General features: G+C 72.3%; 20 protein-coding genes. 8 read left to right on the top strand and 12 right to left on the bottom strand.

Annotated elements, in window-relative coordinates; genetic code table 11:
* Positions 1-105: 105 nt before the first annotated feature.
* Together ACI2L3_RS38675 and ACI2L3_RS38670 are read right to left on the bottom strand one after the other, a co-directional pair.
* Positions 106-948, bottom strand: coding sequence for an EamA family transporter (locus ACI2L3_RS38675; RefSeq protein ID WP_404757156.1), 843 nt, complete (start codon positions 946-948; stop codon positions 106-108).
* 85 nt (positions 949-1033) lie between these two features.
* Positions 1034-1777, bottom strand: a complete 744-nt coding sequence (locus tag ACI2L3_RS38670; protein WP_404757155.1) for a TetR/AcrR family transcriptional regulator — start codon at positions 1775-1777, stop codon at positions 1034-1036.
* 175 nt (positions 1778-1952) lie between these two features.
* Here ACI2L3_RS38670 and ACI2L3_RS38665 point away from each other — a divergent pair, with 175 nt between their 5' ends.
* Positions 1953-2438, top strand: a complete 486-nt coding sequence (locus ACI2L3_RS38665; RefSeq protein WP_404757154.1) for a nitroreductase family deazaflavin-dependent oxidoreductase — start codon at positions 1953-1955, stop codon at positions 2436-2438.
* 67 nt (positions 2439-2505) lie between these two features.
* Here ACI2L3_RS38665 and ACI2L3_RS38660 read toward each other — a convergent pair whose 3' ends face one another.
* On the bottom strand, positions 2506-3708 hold the full coding sequence (locus ACI2L3_RS38660) for a geranylgeranyl reductase family protein (protein WP_404757153.1): 1203 nt from the start codon (positions 3706-3708) through the stop codon (positions 2506-2508).
* A 135-nt stretch (positions 3709-3843) separates the two neighbouring features.
* On the opposite strand from ACI2L3_RS38660, the gene ACI2L3_RS38655 reads away from it, so the two are divergent.
* Positions 3844-5199: a dipeptidase gene (locus ACI2L3_RS38655; RefSeq protein WP_404757152.1), complete on the top strand. Its 1356-nt coding sequence runs from the start codon at positions 3844-3846 to the stop codon at positions 5197-5199.
* Between the two features lie 55 nt (positions 5200-5254).
* On the opposite strand, the gene ACI2L3_RS38650 is transcribed toward ACI2L3_RS38655, so the two are convergent.
* The gene (locus ACI2L3_RS38650) at positions 5255-6295 is read right to left on the bottom strand and encodes an NUDIX domain-containing protein (protein WP_404757151.1); all 1041 of its coding nucleotides are present in this window, start codon (positions 6293-6295) and stop codon (positions 5255-5257) included.
* Between the two features lie 345 nt (positions 6296-6640).
* Here ACI2L3_RS38650 and ACI2L3_RS38645 point away from each other — a divergent pair, with 345 nt between their 5' ends.
* Positions 6641-7036 (top strand): STAS domain-containing protein, encoded by a 396-nt coding sequence (locus ACI2L3_RS38645; RefSeq protein WP_404757150.1) that lies wholly within the window; start codon positions 6641-6643, stop codon positions 7034-7036.
* Here ACI2L3_RS38645 and ACI2L3_RS38640 read toward each other — a convergent pair.
* Positions 7021-7698, bottom strand: coding sequence for a TetR/AcrR family transcriptional regulator (locus ACI2L3_RS38640; RefSeq protein ID WP_404757149.1), 678 nt, complete (start codon positions 7696-7698; stop codon positions 7021-7023). The genes ACI2L3_RS38645 and ACI2L3_RS38640 overlap by 16 nt on opposite strands.
* 65 nt (positions 7699-7763) lie before the next feature.
* On the opposite strand from ACI2L3_RS38640, the gene ACI2L3_RS38635 reads away from it, so the two are divergent.
* Positions 7764-9227, top strand: a complete 1464-nt coding sequence (locus tag ACI2L3_RS38635) for an MFS transporter (protein WP_404757148.1) — start codon at positions 7764-7766, stop codon at positions 9225-9227.
* A 64-nt stretch (positions 9228-9291) separates the two neighbouring features.
* Here the strand turns inward: ACI2L3_RS38635 and ACI2L3_RS38630 are convergent, their stop codons facing one another.
* From ACI2L3_RS38630 to ACI2L3_RS38620, 3 genes are all read right to left on the bottom strand, one after another.
* The gene (locus ACI2L3_RS38630) at positions 9292-11193 is read right to left on the bottom strand and encodes an SMI1/KNR4 family protein (protein ID WP_404757147.1); all 1902 of its coding nucleotides are present in this window, start codon (positions 11191-11193) and stop codon (positions 9292-9294) included.
* 194 nt (positions 11194-11387) lie between these two features.
* Positions 11388-11537 carry a hypothetical protein gene (locus tag ACI2L3_RS38625; protein WP_404757146.1) on the bottom strand — a complete coding sequence of 50 codons (150 nt, stop codon included), beginning with the start codon at positions 11535-11537 and terminating at the stop codon, positions 11388-11390.
* Between the two features lie 448 nt (positions 11538-11985).
* Positions 11986-12543: a TetR/AcrR family transcriptional regulator gene (locus tag ACI2L3_RS38620; protein ID WP_404757145.1), complete on the bottom strand. Its 558-nt coding sequence runs from the start codon at positions 12541-12543 to the stop codon at positions 11986-11988.
* A 73-nt stretch (positions 12544-12616) separates the two neighbouring features.
* On the opposite strand from ACI2L3_RS38620, the gene ACI2L3_RS38615 reads away from it, so the two are divergent.
* Positions 12617-13771, top strand: a complete 1155-nt coding sequence (locus ACI2L3_RS38615) for an FAD-dependent monooxygenase (protein WP_404757144.1) — start codon at positions 12617-12619, stop codon at positions 13769-13771.
* 480 nt (positions 13772-14251) lie between these two features.
* On the top strand, positions 14252-16339 hold the full coding sequence (locus tag ACI2L3_RS38610; RefSeq protein WP_404757143.1) for an NPCBM/NEW2 domain-containing protein: 2088 nt from the start codon (positions 14252-14254) through the stop codon (positions 16337-16339).
* 9 nt (positions 16340-16348) lie between these two features.
* Here ACI2L3_RS38610 and ACI2L3_RS38605 read toward each other — a convergent pair whose 3' ends face one another.
* On the bottom strand, positions 16349-17317 hold the full coding sequence (locus tag ACI2L3_RS38605) for an ROK family protein (RefSeq protein WP_404757142.1): 969 nt from the start codon (positions 17315-17317) through the stop codon (positions 16349-16351).
* Between the two features lie 108 nt (positions 17318-17425).
* Between ACI2L3_RS38605 and ACI2L3_RS38600 the strand changes: the two genes are divergently transcribed.
* Entirely contained in the window at positions 17426-18508 is a 1083-nt protein-coding gene (locus ACI2L3_RS38600; RefSeq protein ID WP_404757141.1) for a LacI family DNA-binding transcriptional regulator, read from the top strand.
* A gap of 55 nt (positions 18509-18563) precedes the next feature.
* Positions 18564-19118, top strand: a complete 555-nt coding sequence (locus ACI2L3_RS38595; RefSeq protein WP_404757140.1) for a cysteine hydrolase family protein — start codon at positions 18564-18566, stop codon at positions 19116-19118.
* 11 nt (positions 19119-19129) lie between these two features.
* On the opposite strand, the gene ACI2L3_RS38590 is transcribed toward ACI2L3_RS38595, so the two are convergent.
* The 3 genes from ACI2L3_RS38590 to ACI2L3_RS38580 all read right to left on the bottom strand — a co-directional run bounded on the left by ACI2L3_RS38590 (position 19130) and on the right by ACI2L3_RS38580 (position 22788).
* Complete coding sequence (locus tag ACI2L3_RS38590) at positions 19130-19591, bottom strand: hypothetical protein (protein ID WP_404757139.1); 462 nt, start codon at positions 19589-19591, stop codon at positions 19130-19132.
* Positions 19592-19618: 27 nt separating this feature from the next.
* Positions 19619-21334 carry a protein kinase gene (locus tag ACI2L3_RS38585; RefSeq protein WP_404757186.1) on the bottom strand — a complete coding sequence of 572 codons (1716 nt, stop codon included), beginning with the start codon at positions 21332-21334 and terminating at the stop codon, positions 19619-19621.
* Between the two features lie 161 nt (positions 21335-21495).
* Positions 21496-22788: a DUF6986 family protein gene (locus tag ACI2L3_RS38580; protein WP_404757138.1), complete on the bottom strand. Its 1293-nt coding sequence runs from the start codon at positions 22786-22788 to the stop codon at positions 21496-21498.
* Positions 22789-22957 lie beyond the last annotated feature (169 nt).

Here is a 22957-nt window from a genome sequence, read left to right as displayed (position 1 = left end):
ACTCCCGGGGGAGTATTCGGCGGGGAGGAGCTGAGGAGGAGCCGATGAGGTGCTGTCCACCGTGACCGCCGCGGCGGGCAACGGGCAGCCGTCAGCGCGCATCGCTCACCCCAAGGTGAGCAGGATGACCGCCGCGACCGCTCCTACCAGGCCCGCCGTCTGTGCCCGGGTGACTCTTTCGCCCAGTACCGCGAGCCCCAGCGCCGTCGGCACGGCCGGGTACAGGGAGGCCAGGACGACGGCGACGGCCAGCATCTGTTGCTGGGTGGCCCAGAAGTAGAGGATGAGCCCGAGGGCCGCACCCGCGCCGATCAGGACCGCGAGACCGGTCAGCCGGGCGGGCTGCCGGAACGCGGCGGCGTGCCGGCACGCGTTCGGCAGCAGAAGGAGCACCGCCGCGACGCGCCCGGCGGCCACGGGCCACACACCGCTCGCCGGATCCGCCTGCGCGAGGCCGATGTACTGCACCGCCACGCCCGCGCTGGCGATCAGGCCGTCCACGGGCACGCGGGCGGAGGCGGCGGCCTGTGCGCCGCGAGCGCCCCCCGCGGAGACGAGCCAGAGCGCGGGCACGGTGACGAAGATGCCGAGCCAGGCGAGCGCGGTGGGCCGGTCGCCCAGGAACAGCACGCCGCACAGCACCGACAGCGCCACTCCCGTGACGGCGCTCACCGGGATCACGACGCTCATGGCGCCCCGGCTGAGACCACGGTTGAGGAAGTGCATGGCCACGGCACTGCCCACGCCGGAGGCCGCGCCCCACGCCACGTCCGCGAGCCGTACCGCGTCCGCGGGCGCCGCGAGAGCGACCACAAGGGCGAGGAGCAGCCCTCCGACCTGCCCCAGAAAGGTCACTACGGTGAAGTGGATCCGGCGTGACAGCAGGCCGCCGGCGAAGTCGACGATGCCGTAACAGGCCGCGGAGGCCAGTGCGAGAAGAGCGCCCATTCTTTGCAGGTGCCCCGCAGGCCACTTCCGACCCGCCCTTTCCCCTGCTTCCCTTCCCCTCAGCAGCGCCAGCTCTCCAGCAGCGTCAGCTCTGCCGCAACAGGCCCACCCCATCGGCCAGTTGGGTCACCGCATGCGTGAAGAACGCCGACCGGTCCTCGACGAGGCGGTTGAACTGGCCGAACACCTCGAACCCCACGAGCCCGAAGAGCTGCGCCCACGCCGCGACCATCGCCGTGATCGTCGCGGGCGGCAGATCGGGCGCGAGCTCCGCCGCGAGCCGCTCCCCCTCCGTGCGCAAAGCGCCCGACAGGGGCTGGAGGGCGACGCCCCGCCCCTGGTGGGCATCGCGCACGATGCCGATGAGCAGCAGGCCCACGCGCGCGGCGGCCGGAACGGTCGAGTCCGGCGCGCTGTACCCCGGAACGGGCGAGCCGTAGATCAACGCGTACTCGTGCGGATGCCGCAGCGCCCAGGACCGCACCGCTTCACACACCGCCGTCCACCGTCGAACGGGCTCCTCCGTGGCGACCTCCGCGTGCGCGGTCTCGGCGGCGGCCCCGAGGGAGTCGTACGCGTCGATGATCAGTGCGGTCAGCAGGTCGTCGCGGCTGGGGAAGTAGCGGTAGAGCGCGGACGAGACCATGCCGAGCGCGCGGGCGACGGCACGCAGGGAGAGCTTGGCGGCGCCGTCGGCGGCCAGCTGTCTGCGCGCTTCGTCCTTGATCGCCGCGGTGACCTCTTCGCGGGCGCGGGCCCGCGCTCCCTTGGTGGCGCTGGAGGCGCTCGTGGCGCTGGTGGCGCTGGTGGCATCGGCGTTGCTGCTCATGCGGGTCAGTGTGCCACGAGAGCGGAGCAGTGCACACTTTCGAGAGCACTGCTCTTGCTTTGGAGCACCAGCGTCGTGCACACTGCTCTCAAGCGAGAGCAGTGCTCTCGGAATCCGGAATCAAGTTCCGCGCCGGCGTGAACCGATGAACCGATGAACCGAAGGAGAGAGCACCATGTCGTCTACGTCCTCGACCTCCCCGTACTACCTCAAGGGCAGCCGCCTCAACGTCCGTCTGAACAGCGTGATCGGCTGGCTGGCGCGGCACGGCGTCAGTTTCATGGGCAGCGCCGAGCTCTCCGTGCGAGGCCGCAAGAGCGGCAAGATGCAGCGCGTCCCCGTGAACCCGTACACGCATGAGGGCGACGGCTGCCAGTACCTCGTATCGGCGCGCGGGCACTCGCAGTGGGTGCGGAACATGCGCGCGGCCGGCGGCGGAGAGTTGCGGGTGGGGCGCAAGGTGCGCGAGTTCACCGCCGTGGAGGTGCCCGACGCCGAGAAGGTGGCGCTGCTGCGCGGCTATCTGGAGAAGTGGGGCTGGGAGGTCAACCAGTACTTCCAGGGCGTGACCGCCACCTCCTCCGACGAGGAGATCCTGGCGTCCGCGCCCGACCACCCCGTCTTCCACATCACCGTGCGGAAGGGGAGGGCGATCAGCTAAGGCCTGGCTGGCCTGGCTGGCCGGTCTTGCGGAACAGCCCGCGCCCGGCCGACCCGAAAGGCACCCCCTAGCGCTCCCTGGCCTGCAGGGCGCGGCCCACCATCGGGTGCGTGCGGACCAGTTCGCCCAGCGTCGTCGAGCCGCGCGTGATCTTCGCGAAGGCGTTCCACGCGGGCCGGAAGCCCGTTATGGCCGTATGCAGCATGCCGGGGCGGCGCTCGAAGGTCTGGAGCATGCGGCGCCCCACGCTCATCTCCACGCCGAGCCCGGCCTTGATGGCGAAGGCGTAGTTCAGGGCCTGGCGGCGGGCGTCCACGGCGTCGTGCGCCTCGGCGATCCGCACCGCCCACTCCCCCGCGAGCCGTCCGGAGCGCAGCGCGAAGGAGATGCCCTCACGGGTCCACGGCTCCAGGAGCCCCGCGGCGTCGCCGCAGACGAGGACCCGGCCGCGGGAGAGCGGCGAGTCGTCGCTGCGGCACCGGGTCAGGTGTCCGGAGGAGATGCTGGGCTCGAAGCCGGCGAGGCCGAGCCGGGCGATGAAGTCCTCCAAGTACCGCTTGGTGGCCGCGCCTTCGCCGCGTGCGGAGATCACGCCGACGGTGAGGGTGTCGCCCTTGGGGAACACCCAGCCGTAACTCCCCGGCAGGGGGCCCCAGTCGATGAGGACCCGGCCCGCCCAGTCCTCGGCGACGGTCTCCGGAACCGGGATCTCGGCCTCCAGGCCGAGGTCGACCTGGTCGAGCTTCACGCCGACATGTGCCCCTATGCGGCTGGCGCTGCCGTCGGCGCCGACCACGGCGCGGGCCAGCACGGTCTCACCGCTCTGCAGCACGACGGCGACGGTGCGCCGGTCGGGCACCTCGGGTCCGTGCTGCTCCACGCGCGCGACGGTGACGCCGGTGCGGAGCTCGGCGCCCGCCTTCTGCGCGTGCTCGACGAGCTGCTGGTCGAACTCGGGGCGGTTGATCAGTCCGAAGAGCATCTGCCGGGAGCGGCGGGTGCGGGAGAACTTGCCGTCCAGGGTGAACGTCACCGCGTGCACCCGGTCCCGGAAGGGCAGCTCGAAGCCCGGCGGCAGGGAGTCGCGCGAGGGGCCGATGATGCCGCCGCCGCACGTCTTGTAGCGGGGGATCTCGGCTTTCTCCAGGAGGAGGACGGTGCGTCCGGCGACCGCTGCCGCGTAGGCCGCCGAGGCCCCCGCGGGACCGGCTCCGACCACGACGACGTCCCACACGTGCCGGGTGTCGTCCGCTGAGTTCTCGCTGCTCACGTTGGTCTACCGCTCCTGATCCCGCTGTTGGCCGCGCTTTCCCCAGGCATCCTACGGCGGGGGTCCGGCGGCGCCTCCTGTGGGAGGATCACATGTACCCACACATACAACGTCGCACCTACGAGGAGCGTGCCCATGTCGCCGGATCCGATCGCCGAGACCGTCGCCTCACTGATGCCGAGGGCGAAGGCGGAGCTCACCGAACTGGTGGCTTTCAAGTCGGTGGCGGACTTCGAGCAGTTCCCGAGGAGCGAGAGCGAGGCCGCGGCCAACTGGGTGGCCGGCGCGCTGCGCGCCGAGGGCTTCCAGGACGTGGCGCTGCTCGACACGCCGGACGGCACGCAGTCGGTATACGGCTTCCTGCCGGGGCCCGAGGGCGCGCCGACGGTCCTCCTCTACGCGCACTACGACGTGCAGCCGCCGCTCGACGAGGCCGCGTGGGCGACTCCGCCCTTCGAGCTGACCGAGCGCGACGGCCGCTGGTACGGCCGGGGCAGTGCCGACTGCAAGGGCGGCGTGATCATGCACCTGCTCGCGCTGCGCGCCCTGAAGGCGAACGGCGGCGTCCCCGTGAACGTGAAGGTGATCGCGGAGGGCTCGGAGGAGCAGGGCACGGGCGGCCTGGAGCGGTACGCGGAAGCGCACCCGGAGCTCCTTGCGGCCGACACCATCGTCATCGGTGACGCGGGCAACTTCCGCGTCGGTCTGCCGACGGTGACGTCGACGCTCCGTGGCATGACGCTCGTACGCGTCAGTGTCGACACCCTCGAAGGGAACCTGCACTCGGGGCAGTTCGGCGGCGCCGCCCCGGACGCCCTCGCCGCGCTGGTGCGCGCGCTGGACTCGCTGCGCGCCGAGGACGGGTCGACGACGGTCGACGGCCTGACGAGCGACGAGGTCTGGGACGGGCTGCAGTACGACGAGGCCGTCTTCCGCAAGGACGCCAAGGTCCTCGACGGGGTCGGGCTGATCGGCCGGGGCACGGTCGCCGACCGCATCTGGGCGCGGCCCGCCGTCACGGTCCTCGGCATCGACTGCCCGCCGGTGGTCGGCGCGACGCCGTCGGTGCAGGCGAGCGCGCGGGCGCTGATCAGCCTGCGGGTGCCGCCGGGCGTGGACGCGGTGGAGGCGACGAAGCTGCTCCGGGCGCACCTCGAGGCGCACACTCCGTGGGGCGCGCGGGTGCGGACCGAGCAGATCGGGCAGGGCCAGCCGTTCCGTGCGGACACGGAGAGCCCGGCGTACGCGGCGATGGCCGAGGCGATGAGCGAGGCCTACCCGGGCGAGGAGATGCAGTACGCGGGCCAGGGCGGCTCCATCCCCCTCTGCAACACCCTCTCGTCCCTCTACCCGAGCGCGGAGATCCTGCTGATCGGCCTGAGCGAGCCGGAGGCGCAGATCCACGCGGTCAACGAGAGCGTGTCGCCCGAGGAGCTGGAGCGCCTCTCGGTGGCCGAGGCACTGTTCCTGCGGAAGTACGCGGCGAGCTGACCGGCGCGGCACGGGGGCCCGGTGCGGTGCGGCCCCCGGAGTGCTTAGCAAGGAATTAGCCACCCAGCGGGACGCCCGCCTCCAGGTAGAGCGTGGTGCCGCGCTCCCGGGCGCGCAGGGCCCAGCGCAGCCGTTCGTGGCGTACGGGGGGCAGCAGGTCGGCGGCTTCCTGTTCGGTGACGAAGCGCCAGCCGCGGAGTTCGGGGCCCGGCAGCAGCATGCGGACCGCGCCGCTGTCGAGGCGTCCGCCGTCGAAGAGGAACCGCATCCCGCCGTAGCCGGGCGGATTCGGCGGCTCCCAGTCGGCGACCAACAGGCGTGGTGTGTCGGTGAGTTGGATGCCGGTCTCCTCGGCGACCTCGCGCACGCCCGCGTGCGCGGGCGCCTCGCCGGGTTCGACGACGCCGCCGGGAAACTCCCAGCCCGCTTTGTACGTGGGGTCGACGAGCAGCACCCGGTCCTGCTCGTCGAAGAGCAGCACCCCGGCGGCGAGGGTCTCCGCGGTGGGTTCCGGTGTCTGCACGATGTCGCAGACGGGCGCCGCTCCGCTGCGGACGGCGTCGGCGACGTGTTCGGCGGTCTCGTACGGGGTCAGGGCGCTGGTGTCGACGAGGTGGGCGTCCACGTCGAGCCACTCGGCGCGGGCGTTGCGGTACGGCTCGATGTGGTCGAACGACCACTGGCGTACGCGCATGTCGCCGTCCGGCAGGTCCGGCGGTACGGGCCGGCCGGCTATTCGCTCGCGCAGGATCGTTTCGTCCGGGGTGAGCAGGACGTGGCGTACGGGAATCCTGCGCGCGGCGAGACCGCCGAAGATCTCGTCGCGGTACTCCTGGCGCAACAGCGTCATCGGCACCACGAGGATGCCGCCGACCTCGGCGTGCAGGGCGGCAGCGGTGTCGATGACCATGCGACGCCAGATCGGCAGGTCCTGATAGTCGCTCACCTCGTCGAGGCGCTTGGGCGGCAGCAGGTAGGGCAGCGCTCCGCCGATGACCTCGGGGTCGAAGAGTGTGCTGTTCGGGATCAGCTCGATCAGTTCCCGTGCGGCGCTGGTCTTTCCCGCACCGAACGCGCCGTTGATCCAGACGATCACGGTTCCCCCTCTTCTGTTGGCCCCCTGTGGCTTGCCCGCAACACCCTGCCATGGAAACCCGGCGCCGCCGGAAGTGAAATCCCGCACGGCCCACTGGTGTCGCGGCGCCCCCGGAGTCTCCGCCACCCTCCCCAGAACGGCGCGAGTCACCACGTCAAGGGAATCGACTTATGTTCACCCCAATGTGTGGAGGCGCCCTTCATGAATCGTTCCCTCACTCCATGGCGCCCCGGTCCCCGCTAGCGTTTCCCGACAGGCACCCCGGCCCCCGGTGTCCTTACGACTGGCACACCGGTTGCGCCACGCTCCCGATGGAGCACCTCGGCGCCGGCGCTGGGGGGATGGATGAAACAACACGAACTGGTCGACCAAACGCGCGAGGACTCCGCTGAGCCTCCGCGCGTGTACGGACTCGACGACGCGATCGTGATCGAAATGCACGGGGAGCTCGACCTCGTGACGTACCAACGCATGGCTCCGCTGCTGGACGCCGTGACCGCGGGGCCCGAACCACTCGTGATCGTCGACCTGACGCCGGTCACCTTCGTCGACTGCTCCGGGCTCTCCCTGCTCGTGCGGGCCCACCGGCGGGTGGCGCACAGAGGCGGCCGTCTCCGTCTCGTCTGCGCACAGCCGCTGACACTGCGGATGCTGCGCGTCACGAAGCTCACGTCGGTCCTGTCACCGGTCCCGACGCTGGCCGCGGCGCTGCTCGAACCGCACGGTCACGACACGGCCTGACTCCTGACCGGCCGCCCTTCGTGGTGGCGCTGGTAGTGCTCGCGCCAACGCGGCGTCGCCGCCCCGCCCATGACCGTCATCACCACGTCGTGCGCGAGGGTCTCCGTGACGGGCAGGTGGCCGAAGAGCACCCGGTGGTAGGTCGTGGCGCCGAGCATGTCCAGGAGCAGGTCGATGTCGGCGTCGGGACGGATGTCGCCGCGCTCGATGCCGCGCCGCAGGGCCGCCTCCGTGGTCGCCCTCCTGGGATGGAAGATCGTCTCGGTGAAGACGCGGTCCAGCTCGGGGTCATCGGCGAGTTCGGCCATCAGAGCGGGGAGCGTACGCCGGCCCAGGCTGCCGCCGAAGGCGCGGCTGAGGGTGTCGATGCCCTGGATCAGGTCGCAGTGCGTGCATCCGGTGTCCGGCGTGGGCGCGGTCCCCATCGTGTCGGCCAGGGCCGCGATGACGAGGTGCTGCCTGGACGGCCAGCGGCGCCGGATGGCGGGCTTGGACGTGCTCGCGCGCCGCGCCACCGCCTCCATCGTCAGGCCGGGGTAGCCCGCCTCCTCCAGCAACTCCTGTGTCGCGGTCAGGATCGCCTCGTCGAGCCCGGTGTCCCGGGGGCGCCCGGCAGGACGGGTACGGGGAGCGGGGCCGGCGTCGGAGTCGGGGGTTGCCATGGGAGGCAGTATAGGTAGCATGTGATTTCGTTCCGTTCCGGATCGAAATATAAGGAGGGGCTGCCTTGTCCGAGCAGGAGTCGGCAGACGACCGCGTGCTCACCGAGCCGCGGACAACCACAGAACCCACGACACCGGAGAAGGCCCGCCAGGCCGGGCGCGAGAGCGTGTTCCGCGCCCCCTACGCGGCGTTGACCTGGGGCATCGTGCTCTCGGTCGGCCTCGTCGCCTTCGAGTCGATGGGCGTGGCCACGGTGCTGCCCGAGATCGCGGGAAGACTGGGCGGCCTCGGCGCCTACGGCTGGGGCCTGTCCGCGCTGATGCTGGCCAACCTCATCGGCACCGTCGCCGCGAGCCGTGACGCCGACCGGCGCGGCCCCGCGCGACCGCTGGCGCTCGGCCTCGCCGTCTTCGCCGTCGGCTGCGCGCTGGCCGGATCGGCGCCCGACTGGCCGCTGTTCCTTGCCGGGCGCTTCCTGCAAGGGCTCGGCGTCGGCGCCGTCATGGCGCTCGCGTACACCGCGATCTCCCTGGCCTACCCGCAGCGGCTGCGGGCCCGGATGTTCGCGCTCGTGTCGGGCGCCTGGACCATTCCCTCGCTGGTCGGCCCGACAGTCGCCGCGCTGATCTCCGACCACGTCTCCTGGCGGGGCGTGTTCGTCCTGCTCCTTCCGCTGGTGGCGCTGGCCGCCGTACTCGCGCTGCCGCCGCTGCGCCGGCTGGGCGGACCCGGCCGTCCTCCGGCCACGGACGGCGGACCCTGGTGGTCCACTCCGGTGGCCCGCAGCATCCTGCTCGCCGCGGGCACCGGCGTCCTCCTGGCCGGCCTCGAACTGCGCCAATTCGCCTTGCTGCTGACGCTCGTTCTGGCCGGTGGCGCCGTGGCGGTCGTCGCCCTGCGCTCGGTCACTCCGGCCGGCACGCTCAGCGCGCGGCGCGGGGTGCCGGCCGGCGTCGTGCTGCGCTTCCTGCTCTGCGGCGCCTACTTCGGGAGCGAGGCGTTCCTGCCGCTCGGCCTCGTCGAGCTGCGCGAGCTGAGTGCCACGGAGGCCGGGCTCGGGCTCTCCGCGGGCGCGATCACCTGGGTGCTCGGGGCGGCCTGGCAGGGCAGGGCCGACAGCCGTTGGAGCGGCCGCTCACGTGCGGTGCCGATCGCGGCGGGGTTCGCGGTGCTGTTCGCCGGCATCGTGGTGATGGCGCTGGGCATCCTGGTCGACGCGACGCCCTCGCTGACGGCCGTCGCGGGCTGGGCGATCGGCGGCGCGGGCATGGGCGTCGCCTTCAACGCGGCGACCACCGACGCGATGGAGCAGGCCCCCGCCGACCGCCAGGGCGAGGCGTCCGGCGCGATGCAGCTCGCCCAGACCCTGGCGGTCGCCCTCCTCAGCGGCCTCGGCGGGGTGGCGGTCGCCCTGTCCGACGCCCACGGCTCGTCGGTGTCGACCGCACTCACCGCGACGTTCGCGTTGACGGCTGTACTGGCGGCGGTCGGGGGGCTGTTGGCGCGGCGGATCCGGGTGAGCGGGTAGCTGTGAGAGTCCGCGGGGGCCGTATCCACTCACCAGAGGACCGGGGCGCCGGGCTCGCCGTCCCTTACTTGAGCGTGCCCGTCAGCGTCACGTACCCCTCCCCGGGCCCCGCCGGCCCTGTCCACGGCCGGGTGCGGAGGGTCGGCAATCTGCCGTGGTCGAAGGCGAATCGGGGCAGTGAGACGTCGAACGTCTCCGCTATGCCGGTCAGGGCGCGGCTCTCGTCCGAGCGGTCGGTGGCGGGTCCGGCGAGGTCCGGGAACAGGTGGTCGGGGACGAGGGCGGCCGGCAGGTCGCCCCACTGGTGCCGCTCGGCCCCGTGCACCGTGAAGCCGAACCGTTCCTCGCCGTCCTCGGCGCAGGCGAAGTGGAACAGGCCCGGCTGCCGCCAGACCGTGAGAGCGCGGGTGCCGCGGGACAGTTCGGTGCCCGGATGGGCGAGGCGGGCGGGGTCGAAGTGGAACCGCATGCCCGACTCGAAGGCGAAGCTCCAGCCGTCCCGGGCGCCGATCCTGACCACGGGCCCACGCCGCTCCGGTTGTCGGGAGAACTGGAGCTCCCAGGCCTCGGCCTCGCTCGCCACCGGTTCCAGCGGGCCGGTGCCGAACCGCTCCGCCAGCTCTTCGGGACGTATGTCCGCCACGAGGACGAACCGGTACGTTTCCCGGCGCGGTGCGCCGCTCGCGTCGTGGGGCAGCCACCCGAGGCCGTCGCGCACCGGCTCCGCCTCCACCCCGGCCGCAGGGCCAGGCACGGGCGTGTGTACCGCTCCGGTCTGCCCGGCCCTGGGCGTGGTCAGCAGCTGCCGGGCCCTCTCCGGCGTGATGACCGGCCCGAGCAAGGGGTCGCCGAGCAGGCCGAACGGGGCCACGTGATCCTCGCCGTACGGCTCCCACCGCGAAATCGCCGCCGCGACGGTCCGCCAGGCGCCGTCCGTGTCGCCCCAGCGCGCCAGTTTCCTGGCCGCCTCGACGGCGCGTCCGAAGGGGCCGGGTGAGACGTACTCGTACGTGCGGCCCCTGAGCTGCGCCAGGACGGCCTTCGCCCGCTCCCTGTCCGAGGCGTAGTCATCGGTCACAGGGCCGAGCACGAAGCTGTCGTCCCCGTTTCGCCCGCGCAGGTGGTCGCGGACCTTCAAGGGCAGGACCTCGTTCGCGTACAGCGGGTCGTCCATGCGTGGGTCGACCGGCACCCAGCCCTGTCCGCCGAGCAGCGCCCGGAGCTGGGCGGCCAGCAGGCGCGCCCGCGGTCTGCCGAACTCCTGCGCCTCGTCGAAGACGGCGAGCGCGTCATCCAACTCGCCCCGCAGGCAGGCGAGTCGGGCCTGCTCCACCTTGTCGTCGAGCTCCCGCGTCACCGCGTTCTCGAAGGCGGCGTCGTCACCGCCCAGGCAATAGAACTCCTTGTGCCTCTCCTCCATGAAGGCGCGGAACGATCCATACCGCTCAGGCTCGAGCTGGTCACCGCTCCATCCACGATGTACGTAGACCGCCCACTCCCCCTCTGCGTCCACGTCGCCGGGATCGAGGAGCACATCCGTCATGTCCGAGTCGAGCGCCAGCTGCAACGCCCGCCCCCACATACCGGCTTCGAGCACCTGCTGCTCGGTCGCGGTCTCGCCGTAGTGCCTCTCGTACATCTTCCGCAGCTCGTACGGATCTCCGTACCGGCTGATGCCTTCCGCCCCCGCCAGCAGGTGGACGGAGCCGCTCAGGAAGCGCCAACCGTCCGTCGTTTCCAGGAAGGAGCGGAGGGACGGCGGCAGCGGCACCGTGATGCCGAGGCCCCGGACCCGCTCCTCCAGGTCAGCGATCCGCACCGGATCGGCCGGTCCGAAACCCAGCCAGCGCTCCTGGAGGATGTCCTCGTCCAGCTCCTCGAACTCTTCCGCCTCGCCCGCGGCCAGCGCTACCAGACATTCCTCGCTCCACCGCTTGAGCAGCGGCCCCCACTCGAAGATCTCCATACGCGTCATCGTGGCATCCGCCACTGACAGTGACGGGACGGTGAGGGCCCGGCCGGCTTTCCGGGCGCGCCCCGCACACGGTTCACCTGCGTGGATTCACCGGGCACGCCACGTGCACCCGCACCGTCGCCCCTCCCGCGGACGCGCTGTGGATGTCGTGGGTGGTGTACGGCTGCCCCGGCAGGATCGGCCGGTCACATCGGGCGCAGAGCACGGCGGGCCTCCCGGACCTGCTGCTGCAGCTGCCTCCCGGCGGGGCAGTACTTGAAGCGTTGGCAGACCGCGCAGGTGTCGAGGTGATCGAGGAGCCGGCCCTGTCTCTCGATGGCTGTCGTCAGCGTCATGCCGCTCCCCCTTCGACATGTTCCCCCGCGTCAGGCCGACCCGCCTGAGGGTGCCGCACGTTCATGGTGACTCCGCACTCCTTGACCAGTTCTGACGTGACCGTAGAACGCGGCAGGACAAAGTGGGGCACCTGACGTGCGTGTCTCGTTCCGGGGGCGCGCAATGGACGCTTTCCGTGTCGGTTTCCGTATCGAGTTCCGTATCGGTTTACGTATCGGCCGGTACGTCTGGGTCGGCGGTGGGGGGGGGGGGGGGGGGGTTGGGGGGCCCCCCCCCCCGGGGCAGCGGGGGGGGGCGGGGGGGGGGGGGGGGGGCCCACCCCCCCCCCCCCCCCGCGCCGGTACAGGGGTGCGCTCGGTCGGGGGTGCCGAGGTGGCCCCTTCGGCAGATACTTCGCCGGTTGGAGTGGCGCCGGATGCACCTGCCCGGCGCAGCGCCCTGGGTGTCCTAACGCAACGCGGCGGCGATCAGCCCCTCCAGGGCCTCGCGCGACACCTCGCCGCCGTTCACCAGCCGGTCGAAGACCAGTCCGTCGAGGCAGGTCAGCAGGGTGTGGGCACGGTTCTCGACGTCCGGGACGCCGCGCGCCGCGAGGAACTGCCGGACGGCCTCACGGCCGGCGTTCTCGCGGGGGACGAGGATCTCGCGGAGTTCGGGGTCGCGCACGCTCTCGACGGCGCAGGCGTAGCGGGCCAGTGAGCGGCGGCGGCCCTCGCCGGTGAGGCGTTGCCGGGTGAGCAGGGTCATGCCGTCCGCCAGTTCCTCGACGGTGCGCAGGGGTTGCAGCTCTTCGGCCACCGATTGCAGTTCCGCCTGGTCGCGTTGGACGAGGCGGGTGACGAGGCCGGTGAGCAGCGCGGCTCGGGTGCGGAAGTAGGCCGACGTGGTGCCGGTCGGAAGGGCCGCCCGCCGGTCGACCGCCCGGTGGGTCAGGCCGCGGATCCCGTCCTCGGCGAGTACGTCGAGAGCCGCGTCCGCGAGGAGGGTGCGCCGGTTGGAAGCCATGGCTCATTTCTACACCTGTAGAGCTTGAGGTAGCCTCCCGTTTCTACAGGTGTAGAAGAAGTGGGGTAACGGCATGGGCGGCACGGCAGTGGTGGTCGGCGGGGGCATCGGCGGGCTGGCCGCCGCGATCGGCCTGCGCCGCATCGGCTGGGAGGTGACGGTCGTCGAGCGCGCGGCCACGCTCGGCGACGCGGGCGCCGGCATCTCACTCGCCGCCAACGGCCTGCGCGCACTGGACGAACTCGGCGTCGGCAAGGCGGTCAGGGACGCCTCGCGCGGGCAGTACAGCGGTGGCACCCGCACGCCGGAGGGCGGTTGGCTGGCCCGTATGGACGGCGCGGTGCTGGAGAGGGCGGTGGGTACGCCGATCATGGGCATCCCGCGCTCGACCTTGCACCGCCTGCTCCGTGAGTCGCTGCCCGCCGAGGCACTGCTGATCGGCTCGGCGGCCGCGGTCGGGCAGGCCGGGCCCGGGACGGTGCGAGTCGACTGCGGCGACACGGTCCTGGACGCCGATCTGGTCGTCGCGGCCGACGGCATCGGCAGCAAGGTGCGCGAGCTGCTCTTTCCGGCCCACCCCGGCCCGGTCCACAGCGGCTCGACGGTGCTGCGCGCCATCACCGAGCAGCCGGTCGGCCTGCGCACCGACTTCGAACTGACCTGGGGGCGAGGGGCCGAGTTCGGGCACATCGCCTTCCACGACGGGCGGGCCGAGTGGCACGCCGTCCTCAGCCTTCCCGCCGGAACGCGGTTCCCCGACCCACTGGCCGAACTGCGCCGACGCTTCCGCACCTGGCACGACCCGATACCGGCGCTGCTCGACGCGACCCGGCCCGGCGACGTCCTGCATCACGACGTGAACGAACTGCGCACGCCCCTCCCCTCGTTCGCGGTCGGCCGGATCGCGCTGCTCGGCGACGCGGCACACGCGATGACGCCCAACCTCGGGCAGGGGGCCTGCCAGGCGCTGGAGGACGCGGTCTCCCTGGCGGCCGCGCTCTCTGCCGAGTCCACCGTCGAAGCCGCGCTCACCCGCTACGACGCCGAGCGCAGGCCGCGCAGCCAGGAGGTCGCGCGGGCCGCCCGGCAAGCCGGCCGGATGGGCCAGCAGCTCTCCCACCCGCTGGCCGTCGCCCTGAGGAACACGGCGATGCGGCTGACACCCTCGCGCGCCGCGATGCGCATGATCCTCCGGCATCACGCCTGGGTCCCGCCCCGGCTGAACTGAGCGGGTTCACCCCTTCCCCGTCCCCAGCGTCAGCCCCGCGATGAAGTGGCGTTGCAGGAGGAGGAAGACGAGGACCGTCCGAGGAGTTGGACCCCATGGTGACTTCGTTCTTCTTGCTGCCCGGCTTCTCGCCACAGGCGCTGAGCAGCGCGGGAAGCGCGACCGCCCCGGCTCCGACGGCGGTCCCGCGCAGGAGACCGCGCCGGGACATCCGATGTCCTGTCATGTCTCTCGGAGTGCCGGGACCGCTGAACGATGACTGTGCCATGTCCCCCTCCTCGGGGTTCAACCGAACACAACCGAACGCGAGGGTTGGATCTCACTCCCAAGAGGCACCGCCGTCAAGGGGACCGGCGCCCGGTCTCCGAACCAGTACCGCTCCCCTTCCAACAGAGTCCAACAAGCCCTACCGTAAGCGCGCGCGTGACTCGTACAGGCAAGCAAACCCCCCAGCTTCCGCGAGTACGGAGGAACGTAACGATGCGTCATCTCCCCGCCCGCACCACCCGCCCCTCCCGCACCACCCGCCGAAGAGTGGTCGGATCGCTGACCGCCGCGCTGCTGTGCGCCGCCGGGCTCGCCGCGCCCGCCGCGGCACGTGACACCGCCGCCCCGCCCGCCACCGGGCAGGCCGCGGACGCCCCCGACGCCCCCCGCGCAAAGCTCCCCGACGGGCTGGCCCGGACCCCGCCCATGGGCTTCAACAACTGGAACTCCACCCACTGCAGAGCCGATTTCAACGAGGCGATGATCAAAGGGATCGCGGACATTTTCGTCGAGAAGGGCCTCAAGGACGCCGGATACGAGTACGTCAATCTCGACGACTGCTGGGCGCTGCCGCAGCGCGACGCGAACGGCAAACTGGTGCCCGACCCGGTGCGTTTCCCGAACGGGATCAAGGCCGTTGCCGACTACGTCCACGCCAAAGGGCTGAAGCTCGGCATCTACACCAGCGCGGGCACGAAGACCTGCAATTCCGCGGGCTTTCCCGGCGCGCTCGGCCATGAACGCAGCGACGCACAGCAGTTCGCCGACTGGGGCGTCGACTACCTCAAGTACGACAACTGCAACAACCAGGGCGTGGACGCCAAGAAGCGGTACATCGCCATGCGTGACGCGCTGAAGGCCGCCTCCGAGACCACCGGCAGGCCCATCGTCCACAGCATCTGCGAATGGGGCGAGAACAAGCCGTGGGAGTGGGCGGCGGACGTCGGCCACCTGTGGCGCACCACCGGTGACATCAGCGACAACTGGGGCTCCATGCTGTCGATCATGAAGCGGAACCTGCCGCTCGCGAAGTACGCGGGCCCTGGCCACTGGAACGACCCCGACATGCTCGAGGTCGGCAATGGCGGCATGACGGACACCGAGTACCGCACCCACTTCTCGATGTGGTCGATCATGGCCGCGCCTCTGCTCATCGGCTCCGACCTGCGCAAGGCCTCCCCCGAGACCTTCGAGATCCTCGGCAACGAAGAGGTCATCGCCGTCGACCAGGACCCGCTCGGCAAGCAGGGCGAGGTCGTCTCGTCCGAGGGCGGGCGATGGGTCGTCGCCAAGGAGATGAAGGACGGCAGCCGCGCCGTCGCTCTCTTCAACGAGACCGGCACCGCGCAGTCCGTCTCCACGACGGCGAAGGCGGTCGGCCTCCCCGCGGCGGACGCGTACACCCTGCGCGACCTGTGGGAGCACAAGAGCTACAACACGGCGGGCCGGATCGCGGCGACCGTCCCCGCGCACGGCACCGTACTGCTGCGCGTGTCCGCCGACGGCAAGTGGGCGCACCACCCGCCGGCCGCCGAACTCGGCCTCGACGGCAGCCTGTTCGTGGAGCCGGGCAAGACCGCGGAGGTCACCTCCAAGGTCACCAACCTGGGCCGCACCTCCGCCCAGCGCGTCTCCGTGACGCTCGGCGCGCCCTCCGGATGGACCGTGCGGGCCACCTCGCCGACCACGGCCCGCTCACTGCGGACCGGCAAGGCGCTCGCCACGTCCTGGACCGTCACCGCGCCCGCGGGCACGAAGCCGGGATCGTACGACGTGACCCTCAAGGCCTCCTACCGCTCGCCGCACGGCGCGCGGGCCGAGAAGGTGCTGCCGCTCACCGCCCAGGTGGTCGTCGCGCCCCCGGCGGGCAACTCGCTCCTCGGCGACCTGCCGTGGCTGTCCGCGACCAACGGCTGGGGACCCGTGGAGCGCAACACCAGCAACGGCGACAGCGGCCTCGGCGACGGCAGGCCGATCACCATCGGCGGGAAGGTGTACGCGAAGGGGCTCGGCGTGCACGCGGAGAGCGCCGTCGAGTACTACACCGGAGCGGCCTGCGAGAAGGTCGCCGCACAGGTCGGCGTCGACGACGAGACGATCGTGAAGGGCACCATCGCCTTCGAGATCTGGGCGGACGGCAGGAAGGCCGCCTCGACCGGGGTGCTCACCAACGCCATGCCCGCACAGGAACTGTCCGCGGACGTGAGCGGCGCCCAGGTCGTCCGCCTCGTCGTCACGGACGGCGGGGACGGCATCGACTCCGACCACGGCGACTGGGCGGAGGCCGCCCTGAGCTGCTGAGAGCCTGTGTCAGCCCCCCACGGCGGACCGCAGGTCCACGGCCGCGCTCGGCATCCCGTCGAGCGCGGCCGCCGCCGCTCCCACCAGGCCCGCGTCCGTCCCCGTCAGCGCGGGGGCCACGGTCAGCCGGCGTACGAAGGAGAGCGTGGCGTAGTCCCGCAGGGCGCGGCGCAGCGGCGTGAAGAGCACGTCGCCCGCCTTCGCCACTCCCCCGCCGATCACCGCGATGTCGATCTCGACGAGCGTGGCCGTGGCGGCGATCCCGGCGGCCAGCGCCTGGGCCGCCCGTTCGAAGGAGGCGAGCGCGACCGGGTCACCGGCGCGCGCGGCGGTCGCCACCGCGGCCGCCGACGCGTCCCCGTCGGCGCCCGGACGCCAGCCGTCCGCCACGGCCCGGCGCGCGATGTTCGGACCGCTCGCGATCCGCTCGACGCAGCCGCGCGCCCCGCACGGGCAGGGGTCGCCGTCGAGGTCCACGCTGATGTGGCCGATGTGGCCCGCGTTGCCGGTGGGCCCAGGGTGGAGTTTGCCGTTGAGGACGAGGCCGCCGCCGACGCCCGTCGACACGACCATGCACAGCGCGTTGTCGTGGCCGCGGGCGGCGCCCTGCCAGTGCTCGGCGGCGGTCATCGCCACCCCGTCGCCGACCAGGACGACGGGCAGGCCGCCGGTGACCGCGCGGACCCGGTCGACCAGCGGATAGCCGCGCCAGCCGGGGACGTTGACGGGACTGACCGTGCCGGCCGACGCGTCCACGGGGCCCGCGCTGCCGATGCCCACGGCCGCCGCCCGGCCCCACAGATCGCCGGCGGTCAGCTCGCCGAGGACCTCCTCGACCGCCCGCATCACCGTGTCGCCGTCCTCCCGCGCGGGCGTCGGCCGCTGCGCACGCTGAAGAATCCGGCCGCGCCCGTCCACCAGGGCTCCGGCGATCTTGGTGCCGCCGATGTCGAGTGCGGCGACGAGGTCCATGTGCATCTGTGTCGGGTCTCCTGGTGTATCGGCTGTATCGGCAGGCCGGAGAGTGCGAACCGTCAGTCTCCCCCGGATCTGACAACGTTGTCCAGGCCCTATGCTCGACGCCATATGCTCGACGACTCCGTGGACGACAGGACAGGACAGCGCACTGTGGCCGAGACCGCCTCTCGACGACCCGAGAACCGTTACGGCAACCGGCCGACCATGAAGGACGTGGCCGCGCGCGCGGGCGTCGGTCTGAAGACGGTCTCGCGCGTCGTGAACGGCGAGCCGGGCGTCACACCCGACACCGAGCGCCGCGTCCAGGAGGCCATCGAGGCCCTGGGCTTCCGCCGCAACGACAGCGCGCGCGTGCTGCGCAAGGGCCGCACCGCCAGCATCGGCCTCGTCCTGGAGGACCTCGCCGACCCGTTCTACGGACCGCTGAGCCGCGCCGTGGAGGAGGTCGCCCGGGCCCACGGCGCCCTGCTCATCAACGGATCGAGCGCCGAGGACCCGGACCGCGAGCAGGAGCTGGTGCTCGCCCTGTGCGCGCGGCGGGTCGACGGGCTCGTGGTGATCCCGGCCGGTGACGACCACCGCTATCTGGAGCCGGAGATCGCCGCGGGGGTCGCCACCGTCTTCGTCGACCGGCCCGCCGGGAAGATCGACGCCGACGTGGTGCTCTCCGACAGCTTCGGCGGCGCGCGGGACGGCGTCGCGCACCTCATCGCCCACGGTCACCGCCGTATCGGCTTCATCGGTGACCAGCCGCGCATTCACACCGCCATAGAACGGCTGCGCGGCTACCGGGCGGCGATGGAGGACGCGGACATCCCCGTCGACGAGGCGTGGGTGTCGCTCGGCGTCACCGATCCGGAGCGGGTCCGTACGGCGGCCGAGACGATGCTGAGCGGCCCCGAGCCGGTCACGGCAATCTTCGCGGGCAACAACCGGGTGACGGTGACCGTCGTCCGCGTCCTGGCCGCCCTCGACCGTCCCGTGGCCCTCGTCGGCTTCGACGACATCGAACTCGCGGATCTGCTGAGCCCGGGCGTGACGGTCGTCGCGCAGGACGCGGCGCAGCTGGGCAGGACGGCGGCGGAGCGGCTGTTCCGGCAGCTCGACGGTGTGTCGGAGGCTCCGGAGCGGGTCGAGCTGCCGACGCGGCTCATCACGCGCGGCTCGGGCGAACTGCCGCCGGCCGGCTGACCCGCCCGACCGGCTCGCCCGACTGACTCGCCCGACTCGGGGAAGGGTGCCTGTCATGACCACCGCATTGATCATCGGCGACGTCCAGCAGGGCATCGTGAACGGCTATCCGTTCGCCAGGCGTGTCGTGCCGCCGCTCACCGAACTGATACCGCGCGCCCGCGCGGCCGGCGTCCTCATCGTGTTCGTGCACTTCGCCCTCCGGAGCAACGGATCCGACCTGCCACCGGACAACGCCATGTTCAGGACGTTCTACGAAGCCGGGGACACCTTCCACGAGGGGTCGCCCGGGGCGGAGATCGCGCTGCCGGTCGCCGACGAGGACATCGTCGTGCTGAAACGCCGCGCCAGCGCGTACGCCGGCACGGACCTCGAACTCGTACTCCGCGCGCGCGGTGTCAGCGCGGTCGCGGTCGCCGGCGTCGCGACCAGCGCGATGGTGGCCGCGACCTGCTACGACGCGGCGGACCGCGACTACCGCGTGACCGTGCTGCGCGACGGCTGCGCCGACGGCGACGTGGCCATACACGACTTCTTCATGGACTCCGTCTTCCCCACCCGGGGCTTCGAGGTCGTGTCCTGCGCCCACTGGCTCGCCGAGAAGCCCTGACGGCTGATCGGCTACGGCCAGAAGGCGACAGCGAGAGCGATCAGCGTGCCGAGGCCCAGCAGTCCGCCGATGGCTCCGACGACGAGACCGGCCCGATGGCCCGCGGGTCTGAGCTCCGTCCAGCCCAGTTCCTCGGCCGCGCCACGGATCAGGCGGTGGCCGTCGGCGGACGAGAACGACGTCCGCTCGCCGCCGTCCAGTGAGCGGCTCCAGGTCCGGTAGCGGCTCCGGCCGATCTCCACCTTGACCTGTGGCACCCCGAACGGGCCGCGCTCGCGGGTGCGGACGACGTCCGTCATGGTGAACGTCTTCTCGCGCGGGCGCAGTTCGACCCGGTAGGTGTGCACCTGTGTGACGTGCCGGCCCAGTGTCGGGACGTCCACCACCAGGTCGAAGCCGCGCTCCGTCCGCCGCAACCGGTACGACGTCCCGGCCGCGGCGGCCGCCACGCGCGCGTACAGCGCTTCGCTCATCGGCTCCATCCCCGTCTCGTGCCGGCCTCAGCAGACGGGCAGGCCCGGCAGCGGCTTGTCGTTGTCGCCGCCCTTGATGTAGACGTCGCTGACGAAGACACCGGTGTTGCCGCTGTCGTCGTCCGTCTTGGCCCACCAGACGTTCGTCCATTGGCCCTGCGTCTCACGGCGGCCCAGGTTCTGCTGGCAGTAGAAATAGTTGGTGCCCGCGTTCAGCGTGCCCACGTGGGCGCCGCCCGCCGTGTACGACTTCGCGGTCTGCCACACGTCGCAGTTGTACTTGCCGCCGCCGGCCGGATGGCAGACGGGGTCCGGCGCGGAACCGCCCTCGGTCGGCTTGGTGGTGGGGCCGGGACGCTCGCCGGGCCGGTCGGCTTCCCCGTCCTTGTCGTTGTCGTTGTTCTCGTCCTTGTCCTGGTCCCGGTCGGCCGGGTCCTTGGCGTCCTTGTCGGCGCCTTCCGCGTCGTCGGAGGGCTTCGTGTCCGGCTTGCGGGGCTTCTCCTCGCCCTGCCCCGACGGCTTGCGGGGCTTCTCCTCGCTGCCGCCCAGCGGGCCCCTGCTCCCGTCGTCCTCCGACGATCCCGCGCCTCCGGAGGCCGCGCCCTCGCGCGCCTGACTTCCGCCGTCGTCCTTGCTGTTGAGTACGGCCGCGGTGGCTCCCGTCGCCGCGAGGACGACGGCCACGGCAGCGGCGGCGAGCAACGCTCGGCCGCGGCGCGGGCGTTGCGTGGCGCGGGCCTGGGCTCGGGTCTCCGCGCGGCTCGCGGAAGGAGCGGGACCCTGCGGCGCCGCATACGGGGCAGGGGCAGCGGGGGCAGGGGTCGGGGACGGCGGGGGCCCGAAGCCGGGCGGCGGGCCGCTGGGGATGCTGCGCTCCGTCGTGCCGGACGGTCCCTGCGCGGGCACCCCCGCCGCGCCCCGCGCCGCCGCGACACCGTCGAGCAGCAGCCGCGCGGAGTCCGCGTCGGGGCGCGCCTGCGGGTCCTTGTCCATGAGCTGCCGCAGTACGGGCGTCAGGGGCCCCGAGCGCCGTGGTTCGGGCAGCGGGTCGGTGACGATCGCGGTGAGCGTGGACCACGTCGACGTACGGCGGAAGGGCGAGGCGCCCTCGACCGCGGCGTACAGCGTGGCGCCGAGGGCCCAGACGTCGGAGGCGGGGCCCGGGTCGTGGCCCTGGGCGCGCTCGGGCGCCAAGTAGTCCAGGGAGCCGATGAGTTCGCCGCTGCGGGTGAGGTGGGTGGCCGAGCCGTCGCCGGGGTCGTCCATCGTGGCGATGCCGAAGTCGGTGAGGACGACGCGGCCGCCGGACTCCAGGAGGATGTTGCCGGGCTTCACGTCGCGGTGCAGGACGCCCACGCGGTGTGCGGCGGCGAGGGCCTCCATCACCTTGGCGCCGATGGCCGCGGCCTCGTGCGGGTCGAGTGCGCCGCGGTCGCGCAGCACGTCGTCCAGGGAGGGTCCGTCGACGAGTTCCATGACGATGAGGGGCCGTCCGTCGACCTCCGCCACGTCGTGCACGGCGACCACTCCGGAGTGGCGTACGCGGGCGGCCGCCCGGGCCTCGCGCTGCATGCGCAGCCGCAGGTCGGCCAGTTCGGGCCCGGCCGCGTCCGTGAACGTGCGGAGTTCCTTGACCGCGACCTCGCGGTGCAGCACCTCGTCGACGGCGCGCCAGACGACGCCCATGCCGCCGCGGCCGAGCTGCGCCACGACGCGGTAGCGCCCGGCGAGGAGTCTGCCGATCCCGTCGGCCTGCTCCCGGCCTCCTGGCTGCCCGTGGCCTCCTGGCTGCTCCTGGTACCCCGGCTGTTCCTGATCCCCCGAAAACAACTGCTGCCCCGTTCTGTGACGCCACTTTCCGTGGCGTACAGACTACGGGGCAGCAGAGACGGCAGAGGCCGGTGTTACTTGCCCGACACCGTGAGGTCGCCGCGGCGCGGGCCAGCGAAGCCCTGCAGGCGGGCCAGGGTCAGGCCGGTGAGGCGGGTGACCTCGCCCGCGTCGAGGGCGCCGCAGTCCAGGCCGCGCAGCAGGTAGCCGGCGAGGGCCTTGGCGGTGGCGGGCTCGTCGGCCACGCCGCCGCCCTCGTGGTGACCGGCGTAGGCGGCGAGGCGGGCGGCGGCCGACTCGAAGCCCTCGCGGTAGAACGCGAACACCGCGGCGTAGCGCGTGGGGATGTGGCCGGGGTGCATGTCCCAGCCCTGGTAGTAGGCGCGGGCCAGGGCGCGGCGTGTGAGGCCGTAGTGCAGCCGCCAGGCGTCGTGGACCTTCTCGGTGGAGCCGACGGGCAGGACGTTGGTGGAGCCGTCCGAGACGCGCACTCCGGTGCCCGCGGCGGCGACCTGCATGACGGCCTTGGCGTGGTCGGCGGCCGGGTGGTCGCTGGCCTGGTAGGCGGCGCTGACGCCGAGGCAGGCGCTGTAGTCGAAGGTGCCGTAGTGCAGGCCGGTGGCGCGGCCCTCGGCGGCCTGGATCATGCGGGCGACGGCGGCGGTGCCGTCGGTGGCGAGGATGGACTGGCTCGTCTCGATCTGGATCTCGAAGCCGATGCGGCCCCGCTCCAGGCCGCGCGCCTTCTCGAACTCCTCCAGGAGGCGCACCATCGCGGTGACCTGCTCGGGGTACGTCACCTTGGGCAGGGTCAGGACGAGCCCGTCGGGCAGGCCGCCCGCCTCCATGAGGCCGGACAGGAAGACGTCGAGGGTGCGGATGCCGCGGTCGCGTACCGCCTCCTCCATGCACTTCGTGCGGATGCCCATGTACGGGGCGGCGGTGCCGTTCTTGTACGCGTCGGCGACCAGGCGGGCGGCGCGGGCGGCGTCCTGGTCCTCGTCGGCGCCCTTGTAGCCGTCCTCGAAGTCGACGCGCAGGTCTTCGACGGGCTCGCGCTCCAGTTTGGTGCGCACGCGCGTGTAGACGGCTTCGGCGAGGTCGTCGCCCAGGCCGAGGACGGCGGCGAAGGAGGCGGCGTCCGGGGCGTGCTCGTCGAGCATCTCCAGGGCCTTGTCGCCCCAGGTGCGGATGGTGTCGGCGGCGAACTGCTCACCGGGGACGTAGACGGTGTGGACGGGCTGGCGGGTGCCGGGGTCGCCGGGGTAGCGGCGGTCGAGCTCCGCGTCCACCGGGGCGAGGGAAGCGCTGATGCCCTCGCTGACCGCGCCGGCGAGGCTCGTCGCCACCTTCTCTTGCTGACCCATTCCTGCATCCTCCACACGCTCGGTGCCGCGCCCGGCATTTCCGCTTCACGGAATCAACAATCCGTATAGCGAAGTTATCCGCGACCTTCGTGCTGGTCAACACCCTCTCGTGTCCTGCATCCGTAGCCACCCCGGCGGTTCACGCGTGTCCAGAACCGCGCGGGCGGCG

The organism is Streptomyces sp. NPDC029674, from assembly GCF_044903205.1.
Lineage (GTDB): Bacteria > Actinomycetota > Actinomycetes > Streptomycetales > Streptomycetaceae > Streptomyces.
The sequence above is the reverse complement of the archived record's forward strand: the minus strand, read 5'-3'. Positions and strand labels throughout refer to the sequence as shown.